We start from the raw sequence: 9385 nt of genomic DNA on the forward strand, positions 1-9385 counted from the left end.
CTCCACCAGCTCCTTGACGCTCTCCTCCGGCTGGGCATTGGCCCACTCCTTGATGGCCTTGAGGGACATCTTCTCCTTGGCCACCTCCCCTCTGTCGATCAGTACCCGGCCAATGCTGACGTAACCGTGACCATTCTTGCCGCTGTACCCCAGGTATTGCAGGCGATCATCGTCCCCGTAGTGGACGAAACCCGACCCCTGCACGTCCATCAGGAAGTTGTCGATGAGGGACTTGCTGTACCCCAGCTCCAGGCCTCGATTGGCCAGGGCGCCCCGGTGGATCTGGGCGCGGGAGGGGCAGCGGCCGCCGCAGTTGGGCATGGCGTAGAGGGGGTACTTGAATTCGCGATCCGGGCGGTGGCGCACCTCCAACACAGGGGAGTAGTAACCGGTGAACAGTATGTTGCCCATGCGATCGGCGCCCCCCATCTGGGCCAGGCTGATGCCATATTGTCCGATGCGAGCGGGATCCCCCCCCTGGGCGACCCAGCGCGACAGCTGGCGATAGAGCTCGCCATAGCGTGCCGCCATCCGGCTCGACCGCTGGGTCACCAGCTGGCTCTGGGCCTGGAAGCGGCTGAAATCGCGGGATGCCTGGCTGTTGACCTGGGTGACGTGCACCAGATCGCTGGGCAGGGTGCCATCGAGATACTGCTTGCCCAGGTTCTCCACCGGGGCACAGTTGAGAAAACAGGCCTCGTCAGCGGCCTTTGGCTTGGGAAGAGGGGCCGGCTGCGGCTCGCCGGCACAACCGGCCAGGCCCAGCACGGTTGCGGCCAACCAGTATGCGTGTCTGTTCATAAGTCCTCATTTAACACCGAGTGCCAGATCCGGCGTGGAAGATGCCAAATTTACCCGTGGAAAGCAAACGGCCGGGGCCCGGAGCCAGACTATTTTTCCAATCCTTATCATCTGGGTTATAACAGGGTAACAAGGCATGAGGATCCGGGCATGGAACAGCTGGAAATCTTTCCCCTGCAGAGCCCCTGTATCGGGGTCTGTCAGTTGAACAACAAGGGGTATTGCAAGGGGTGCTTTCGCAGCCGGGAGGAGCGTTTCAACTGGCTCGCCATGACCCCGGGCCAGCAGCAGGAGGTGATGCGCCTGTGCCGGGGTCGCAAGGCCCGGGTGCTGGCGGCCAAGCGCAAGGCCGAAGAGGCCGCCGCGCCTCAGGAGCAGCCGGGCTGGGACTTCTGATCTCCCCTCCCCCAGATCGACAAAGGCGACCCCAGGGTCGCCTTTGTCGTTGCTTGCGCCGGCGTCACATCCGCCGCAGGGCTCAGGCCGTGGCCAGCTTGGCCGGGGCCTCGGCCCGCTTGAGCATGGCGTAGCTCACCCCGGTCAGCAATGAGCCTGCGGCGATGGCCACTATGTACATCCACACATGACTGATGGCATTGGGGATGAAGAGCACGAACAGGCCGCCGTGGGGCGCCACCAGCTCACAGCCGAACAGCATGGAGAGGGCGCCGGTCAGGGCACCGCCCACCATGCAGGCCGGGATGACCCGCACCGGATCCTTGGCCGCGAACGGGATGGCCCCCTCGGAGATGAAGCACAGACCCAGCACGAAGGAGGCCTTGCCCGCTTCCTGCTCCGTCTTGATGAACTTCTTGCCCGCCAGGAAGGTGGCGATGCCCATGCCCAGTGCCGGGACCATGCCCGCCGCCATCACGGCCGCCATGGGGGCATAGGCCTTGGAGGCCAGCAGACCGACCCCGAAGGCATAGGCCGCCTTGTTGACCGGACCGCCCATGTCGAAGCACATCATGGCGCCGATGATGACCCCCAGCAGCACGGCATTGGCCGACCCCATGTTGTTGAGGAACTCGGTCATGGCATTCATGATGCCGGCCACAGGGCCACCCACCACGTAGATCATCACCAGGCCGGTAAACAGGCTCGCCACCAGGGGAATGATGAGGATGGGCTTGAGCGCCTCCAGGGTCACCGGCAGACGCACCTTGTCGCTGAGGAACTTGGCGCTGTAACCGGCCAGGAAACCGGCGACGATGCCACCGAGGAAACCGGCCCCGAGCGAGCTGGCCAGCATACCGCCAATCATGCCGGGCGCCAGGCCCGGCCGGTCGGCGATGGAGTAAGCGATGTAGCCGGCCAGCACCGGGATCATCAGGGCGAAGGCCGAGGCGCCGCCTATCTTCATCAGGGCCGCCGCCAGGGTCCCCTCCTCCTTGAAGGCCTCGATGCCGAAGATGAAGGAGATGGCGATGATGAGGCCACCGGCCACCACCATGGGCAGCATGAAGGAGACCCCGGTCAGCAGGTGCTTGTAGGGACCGGTCTTCTCCTCTTTCTTGACGGTAGCGCCGCCGCTGTGACGGTACGGCTTGGCCTGCTGCCACGCCTTGTCCAGTTCGCTCTTGGTCTTCTTGAGCGCAGCGCCTGTGCTGGTGTGGTAGAGGGGCTTGCCATCGAAGCGGGCCATGTCCACTTCGATATCGGTGGCGAGGAACACCAGATCGGCGGCGGCAATCTCCTCGGCGGTCAGGGCGTTTTGCGCACCGACCGAGCCCTGGGTCTCGACGCGGATCTCGTAACCGAGCTGCCTGGCGGTATTTTCCAGCGCCTCGGCAGACATGAAGGTGTGAGCCACCCCGGTCGGGCAGGCGGTGACCGCGACGATGCGCTTGCGCGCGCCGCTCGTTACCGGTGCCTGGGCGCTCGCCTCGTGACGATAGGGGCTGGCGCCTGCCGCGGCGGCGTTCAGCACGGCGGCGGGATCTTGCAGCGCCGCGTCCATCTCGGCGCGGTAGAGTCGCTTGCCCTCATAGGCGGCCAAGTCGACCGGGGCGCTGGCCACCACGATGACCAGCTCGGCCTCGGCAATCTGGGCCGCCGTCGGCACTGTGCGCGCCGCTATGGTGGAGTGAATGTCGCCGATCAGCGTCCAGCCGGCCTGTTCGGCCTGCTGGGTGAGCCGCTTGGCGACAAGAAAACTGGTGGCGATGCCCGCCGGGCAGGCCGTTACCAAGATAGCTTTCATTGGGCATCTCCTGTGGATGTGTGTGATGTCATGTCCTTGCGATCGGCCTGATGGGCTCCCTGGGGCGCCTCGGCATCCAGCCGCGTGATGGTCACTCGTTCGGCAATGGGCTCCAGCGCCGCCGGGTCGGCAAAGCCGACCGCCACCTGGCTCACCGCCAGGGCGGAAGCGGCGGTGGCCAGGCGCAGGGTCTGCGCCATGGGCCAGCCCAGGCTGAGGCCGTGCGCCAGCCCGGCCACCAGGGAATCCCCGGCACCGACCGTGCTGACCACCTGCATGCGCGGCGGTCTGGCCTGCCAGATTTGCTCTTCCCCAAACCAGATCACCCCTTCTGCACCATTGGAGATCACCACCTGGCTCACTCCCTGGGCCTGCAGGGCGCGGGCACACTCGGCCTGCTCCTCTAGGGTGCGGATGGGGCGACCCGCCCACTGGCTGAGCTCCTCCAGATTGGGCTTGATCAGGGTGGGCCCCGCCGCGATCCCGGCCACGAGGGCCGCGCCGCTGCAATCGAAGATCACCTGCTTGCCCTGCGCCTTGAGGCCGGTGATGAGCCGGGCCACCAGGGCGGTATCCACCCCCTTGGGCAGGCTGCCTGCCAGCACGAACCACTGCCCCTGGCGGGCCAGCGCCTCTATGACGTCATCGAGGGCCAGGATGGCGTCCTCGGCGATGGCGAGGCCCGGCAGGTTCAGGTCCGTGACCCGGCCGGATCGCTCCGACACCTTGACGTTGATGCGGGTGCTGCCGGGGACGCGCACGAAACAGTCCTCCAGCCCCTTGTGGGCAAACAGGTCGACGAAGGCCTGCTGGTTGTCCTCGCCGAGCCAGCCGGTCAGGCTCACGTCCCGGCCCAGATCCTTCAGGACCATGGCGACATTGATGCCCTTGCCCGCGGCCCGCAGGGAAGCCTCCCCCACCAGGTTCACCTCGCCGGGGTGCAGCTGATCCAGGGCGGCGGTGAGATCGAGCGCCGGGTTGAGGGTGATGGTGACGAGTTTCATCAGTGCGCCCCCTCCCCCAGTCCGGCGGCAATGGCTGCGCCTATGCCGCGCAGGGCCGCCTCGGCGTCCGCCCCTTCGGCGCGAAATTCGAGTCGGTGGCCGCACTTGACCCCCAGGCCGATGACCTTCATCAGGCTCTTGGCGGAGACGGCCTCCCCGTTGCCATCCAGGTTGGCGACCCGGATGTCGGCCTCATACTCCTTGGCCACCTTGACCAGCATGGCGCCGGGACGGGCATGCAGACCATGGGGGTTGATGATGGTGAAGGTGTCGGCCAGCCCCTTGGCCGGTCCGTTTTGCAGCAGGGCCAGCCCCTCGCCGCCCGCCAGGGCATCGAGTTGACCGGCCCCCGCCAGGGCCGCCAGGTTGTCGAGCTGGGCGAGATGGGATTCATCCTTGCCGCACAGCAGCAGCAGGGCCTTGACCGTCTGTTCGCCCTCACCGAGGGGTCGGGTCGGGGTCGCCAGCACCCAGCCACTCTGCTGCGCCTGGGCGCTGGCCAGCCAGATCCCCTGGCCCAGCGCCGAGGGGCCGCGCGCCATCAGGGCGCTCACCATGTCGGCGCCACCCCAACCGGCCGACTTGGCGCGGGCGGCCGCCCCCAGCAACAGCTGATCCAGATCGTCGGCGGGGAAGTCGGCGAGGGTCAGGTACTGCACCTCGGCCGGGGCGCTCGCCCCGGTCAGTATGTCGATGATGGTGGCGGCATCCCCGGCCTCCTTGAGGGACTGGGCGGCCTGCTCGTCACCCAGGACCTGGGTGAGCTGGCGCAGGATGCCCAAGTGCTCGTCGGACTTGGCGGCGATGCCGATGGCCACATAGGCGATCTGCCCGTCATCCCACTCGATCCCTTGCGGGAACTGGGCCACCATCACCCCCGTCTGTCTGACCAGGTGGCGGGTATCCGTGGTGCCGTGGGGAATGGCGATGCCGCTGCCAAGGTAGGTGGCGTGCTGGGCCTCCCGGGCCAGCATGCCCTCCACATAACCCGCCTCCACCAGACCGGCCGCGGTCAACTGCCCGGCCAGCAGGGCGATGGCCTCTCCCTTGCTGGTAGCGACCTGGTTCAACAGGATCTGCTCTTGCGCCAACTTCAACATACTCTCTCTCCATCCGCTTGAGGCGGCCCGCTCGGCCCCCTGGATTGCGCTCAATGATAATGGGTGCTGATGATTGCCCGGGCGTGCTGCCCTGCCCGTTACACAATAGACCCGGTTGCATCCTTTTGTGGGATTTATCAACCATTTGGCTCTGCTTGCTGACAAGCTGAATCGTTTCACTTACACTCAGACTGAATCGTTTCAGCCATTTGATCAAGTCCCCGCACTTCCCTTGCATCGATGATATGATCCGGCGCACACTTTTCGCGTCACGACCGCATGAGGAGGGTGGGATATTGCACTCTTTGCACGCCAAACAAGACAGGGCCAACCAGATGAAACTCGATGAAATCGCCGCCCTCGCCGGTGTCTCGCGCACCACGGCCAGTTATGTGATCAACGGCAAGGCCGACCAATATCGCATCAGTCAGGCGACCCGCGACAAGGTGATGGCGGTGGTCGAGGCCCACAACTATCGTCCCGACAGCCGCGCCGCCTCTCTGCGCGGCGGCCAGACCCGCACCCTGGGTTTCATCCTGCCGGATCTGGAGAACGCCAGTTATGCCAAGCTGGCCAAACGGCTGGAACAGGGGGCACGTGCCCAGGGCTACCAGTTGCTCATCGTCTGCTCGGAAGATGAGCCCCAGACGGAAAAGGCTCTGTGCGACATGCTGATCAACCGCCATGTGGATGCCCTGCTGGTCGCCAGCTGCCTGCCCCCGGGAGACTCCTGGTATCAGGAGAAACAGGCCGCTGGCACTCAGGTGATCGCCATCGACCGGACCATGGACCCCGACCGCTTCATCAGCGTCGCCAGCGAAAACCGCAAGGCGTGCGAGGCGCTCACCGCCTCCCTGCTGCGCCCGGGACTGGCCCACATCGCCCTGATCAGCGCCCTGCCGGCCCTCACCATCAGCCAGGAGCGCCGTCAGGGGTTTCTGCAAGCCCTGGCCGCAAGCGAGACCACGCCGCACCTGTGCGAGGGGGAGCACTTCTCCCGCGCCGAGGGCTACCGCCTGATTGGCGAGCTGCATCGCCGCCTCGGCACCCTGCCCCAGGCCCTGATCACCACCTCCTACATCATGATGGAAGGGGTGCTCGACTACCTGCTGGAGCAAGAGGCCGACATGAGCCGCCTCGCCATGGCCACCTTCGGTGATGACCGCCTGCTCGATTTTCTCCCCTTTGGCATCAACTCCCTGCCCCAGCGCCACGACGCCCTGGCCACCCTGGCCCTGTCGCTCGCCTTTTCAGCCATCCATGGCGACTATCAGTGCGGCCTGCACTACATAGGCCGCAGCCTCAAGACCCGCCGCTGATCGCCCACCCGCCCCTGCTCCAGGCAGGGTGCGGGTTCGCCGCCAACCCGACCACCTTGTCGCCGAGTTTTTCACCAATACACCACCAGACTGTCACTATTTATTTCCAGATGTCTCGCAAGAAAATGGCATATCCCGCTATCACGGGCTTGTTTCCCCTTTTTTGATCCGTTAGCTTGGCAACTCACTTTTACAAACGACAGGTTTTGAGTACAGATGCGTCTGCTGCGATATTGCTAGCCTCCGGACGGACCCGGAGGCGCCCCATCCCGTTTAGCCACAGCCGCCCGTGCGGCCCCCTTATCATCAATATCGGACTGGACCCATGAATACCAAGACGCTCGGCGCGACCCTGCTCATCGCAGGCACCACCATAGGGGCAGGCATGCTGGCCCTGCCGCTCGCCTCCTCCTCCCTCGGCGGCCCCGCCACCCTGGCGCTGATGCTGGGGCTCTGGGCCCTGATGGCCTTCACCGCCATGTTGCAGGTGGAAGCCAGCCTCACCACCGGCAAGTGGTACCTGCACCAGCTCGCCGATCAACTGCTCGGCCCCTGGGGCAAGGGGGTCGCCTCCTTCTGCATCCTGATGCTGTTCTACTCGCTGGCCTCCGCCTACATCAGTGGCGGCAGCAGCCTGCTGGCCCAGGCCCTGGCGGATGCGGGCATGCACCTTGGCCAGGAGCAGGCGGCCTGGATCTTCACCCTGCTGTTTGGCGGCATGGTCTGTGTCGGTACCAGACAGGTGGACTACCTCAACCGGCTGATGTTCGCCGTGAAACTGCTGATCATGGTGGCGGTGCTGGCCCTGCTCTTGCCCCGCGCCGAGGGACAGCATCTGCTCTCCCTGCCCCTCGGCCAGGGTTTGCTGCTGGCGGGCCTGCCGGTCATCTTCACCTCCTTCGGCTTTCATGGCTCCATCCCGAGCGTGATGCTCTACCTGGGGGATTGCCCCAAGCGGCTGCGTCGGGTATTCGTGTGGGGCTCAGCCCTGCCCCTCATCCTCTACGTGCTGTGGCAGGTGGCCATCCTGGGCCTGCTCGGGCAACAGAGCCTGATCCAGAGCGGCGGCGCCCTGGACAGCCTGCTGGCAAGCGTCGGCAAACTGGTGAACTGGCCCGCCTTCAATCAGGCGATGCACCTCTTTGCCGATCTGGCGCTGGCCACCTCCTTCCTCGGAGTGACCCTGGGCCTGTTTGACTTCATGGCCAAGGTGACCCGGCGCAAGGACAATGCCGGCGGACGCCTGCAAACCGGGCTCATCACCTTCGTGCCCCCCCTGCTGTTTGCCCTCTACTTCCCGCAAGGCTTCATCATGGCGCTCGGCTACGCCGCCATCGCCCTGGCCATACTGGCGGTGCTGCTGCCGGTGGCCCTGGTGTGGCAGAGCCGCAAGCAGGCCGAGGCTCACCACTACCGCGCCCCGGGCGGCGTGGTCGCCCTCGGTCTGGCTGGCGCCATGGGGGTGCTGATCGTCGGCGTCCAGGTGAGCGTCAGCCTGGGCCTGCTGCCAGCCCTTTGATTGAACCTGACATCGAGCGAGCCGCACAAAGCCCCGCCAGCCCCGTTGGCGGGGCTTTCTTACATCAGTGGAGCTAAGCAGGCCCGTCCCCCATGCCCCAATCATGCCAGTACGCTGAAACATCAATGTTCCAATCTGCTAAATCTGTCCATATATGTACATTGAGACGCAAGGCTCCTACACTGAAATCAGTGTGCACCAGCCCTTGTTGAGGGCCTGCAACGAGGAGGACATATGGCCCACGCAGCACAACACCCCGTGAAAGATGGCGCAGTCGACCCCAGCAAGGCGCTGCCTGTGGTGTTTCGCATCCTGGAGAAATGGCACTGCACGACCGATGAGCAGCTGACCCTGCTGGGTATCTCATCTCGTTCAACATTGAACAAATACAAGGAGGCGAGCGGCGGTATTCGCCTGAGTGTGGATATGCAGGAGCGGATGAGCTACATCCTCAACATCCACAAGAGCCTGCGCCTCTTGTTCAGCATCGATGAGAGCATCTACGGCTGGGTGCGCAAGCCAAGCAGCCACCCCTTCTTCGCCGGGCGCAGCGCCATGGACGTCATGCAGGGAGGGCGGGTGGCCGATCTCTATGAGGTGGCGACCCGCTTGCACGCCTGGCGTGGGGGCATGGCCTGATGACAGCCGCCCCGCCCCTGAGCGAGTTTGACGATCAGCAGGCCTTTCGCATCATTCCAAGCCGCTATCCCCCCATCTGCCTCTATGAGGATGTGGCCAACGCGGACGAGCTGGAAGCGGTCTGGGCCCTGGAAGCCCTCACCAACGACAGGTTGCGGGAAGAGGCCGGTGAACTGGATCGGGTGCCGAAAGAGGATTGGCTGGTGGGGCTGGCCGGCAGCAGCTATGTGATGGCCGCCTTCACCCACCTGCATCCTGAAGGGGCCCGCTTCACCACCGGAGATTTTGGCGGTTACTACTGCGCCCCCCTGCTCGATACCGCAGTGAAAGAGACCGTCTATCACCAGGAGCGCATCTTCGGCTACACCCGGGAGCCGGCCCAGAAGCTGCAGATGCGGGTGCTCCATACCGAGTTCTGCGCCCGCCTCGTCGATATCCGGGCAGAGAGTTATCTCGCCTCCCCCCTCTATCACGCTACCGACTATGGGCCGTCCCAGGCGTTTGCCAGGGAGCAGCAGGCACAGAGCCGGGATGGCATCCACTACCGCTCGGTGCGCCACAACGGCCACGACTGCTACGTGCTCTACCGCCCCCGCCTCATCACCAAGATCCATCAGACCCGGCACCTGGAGTACCACTGGAACGGCAGCGCCATCGCCAATGTGCTGGAGATCAGGCTCTATGGGGAGTGAATATAAGCCCCGGACATGAAAAAGCCCCGCCAGATTGGCGGGGCTTTTTTAGCAACCGGACAGCCGGGGAGCCTGGCTCCCTGGCCGCTTACTGGTTGTGGCTGGCGC

The 9385-nt window shown here is 64.9% G+C and carries 9 protein-coding genes; 5 read left to right on the top strand and 4 right to left on the bottom strand.

The window, feature by feature from the left end; genetic code table 11:
• Positions 1-801 (bottom strand): murein transglycosylase A (mltA, locus tag BN1119_RS12010; protein ID WP_041998146.1); only part of this gene is annotated, 801 nt, incomplete at its 3' end.
• Between the two features lie 150 nt (positions 802-951).
• Here mltA and BN1119_RS12015 point away from each other — a divergent pair.
• Positions 952-1197: a DUF1289 domain-containing protein gene (locus BN1119_RS12015; RefSeq protein ID WP_041998148.1), complete on the top strand. Its 246-nt coding sequence runs from the start codon at positions 952-954 to the stop codon at positions 1195-1197.
• Positions 1198-1279: 82 nt separating this feature from the next.
• Here the strand turns inward: BN1119_RS12015 and fruA are convergent, their stop codons facing one another.
• Genes fruA through fruB form a run of 3 tightly spaced genes read right to left on the bottom strand, consistent with a single transcriptional unit; the run spans position 1280 to position 5108 of the window.
• Positions 1280-3004, bottom strand: coding sequence for a PTS fructose transporter subunit IIBC (gene fruA, locus BN1119_RS12020; RefSeq protein ID WP_041998150.1), 1725 nt, complete (start codon positions 3002-3004; stop codon positions 1280-1282).
• Positions 3001-4008: a 1-phosphofructokinase gene (pfkB, locus tag BN1119_RS12025; protein WP_041998152.1), complete on the bottom strand. Its 1008-nt coding sequence runs from the start codon at positions 4006-4008 to the stop codon at positions 3001-3003. Before pfkB ends, fruA begins: the two co-directional genes overlap by 4 nt.
• The gene (fruB, locus tag BN1119_RS12030; RefSeq protein WP_041998154.1) at positions 4008-5108 is read right to left on the bottom strand and encodes a fused PTS fructose transporter subunit IIA/HPr protein; all 1101 of its coding nucleotides are present in this window, start codon (positions 5106-5108) and stop codon (positions 4008-4010) included. The genes pfkB and fruB overlap by 1 nt, the downstream gene beginning before the upstream one ends.
• A gap of 335 nt (positions 5109-5443) precedes the next feature.
• On the opposite strand from fruB, the gene cra reads away from it, so the two are divergent.
• From cra to BN1119_RS12050, 4 genes are all read left to right on the top strand, one after another.
• Complete coding sequence (gene cra / locus BN1119_RS12035; RefSeq protein ID WP_041998165.1) at positions 5444-6427, top strand: catabolite repressor/activator; 984 nt, start codon at positions 5444-5446, stop codon at positions 6425-6427.
• A gap of 325 nt (positions 6428-6752) precedes the next feature.
• Positions 6753-7946: an aromatic amino acid transport family protein gene (locus tag BN1119_RS12040; protein ID WP_041998157.1), complete on the top strand. Its 1194-nt coding sequence runs from the start codon at positions 6753-6755 to the stop codon at positions 7944-7946.
• A 234-nt stretch (positions 7947-8180) separates the two neighbouring features.
• Entirely contained in the window at positions 8181-8585 is a 405-nt protein-coding gene (locus BN1119_RS12045; protein WP_041998159.1) for an MbcA/ParS/Xre antitoxin family protein, read from the top strand.
• Positions 8585-9277, top strand: a complete 693-nt coding sequence (locus BN1119_RS12050; protein ID WP_041998161.1) for an RES family NAD+ phosphorylase — start codon at positions 8585-8587, stop codon at positions 9275-9277. Before BN1119_RS12045 ends, BN1119_RS12050 begins: the two co-directional genes overlap by 1 nt.
• Positions 9278-9385 lie beyond the last annotated feature (108 nt).

Source organism: Aeromonas bivalvium, assembly GCF_000819765.1.
GTDB lineage: Bacteria > Pseudomonadota > Gammaproteobacteria > Enterobacterales > Aeromonadaceae > Aeromonas > Aeromonas bivalvium.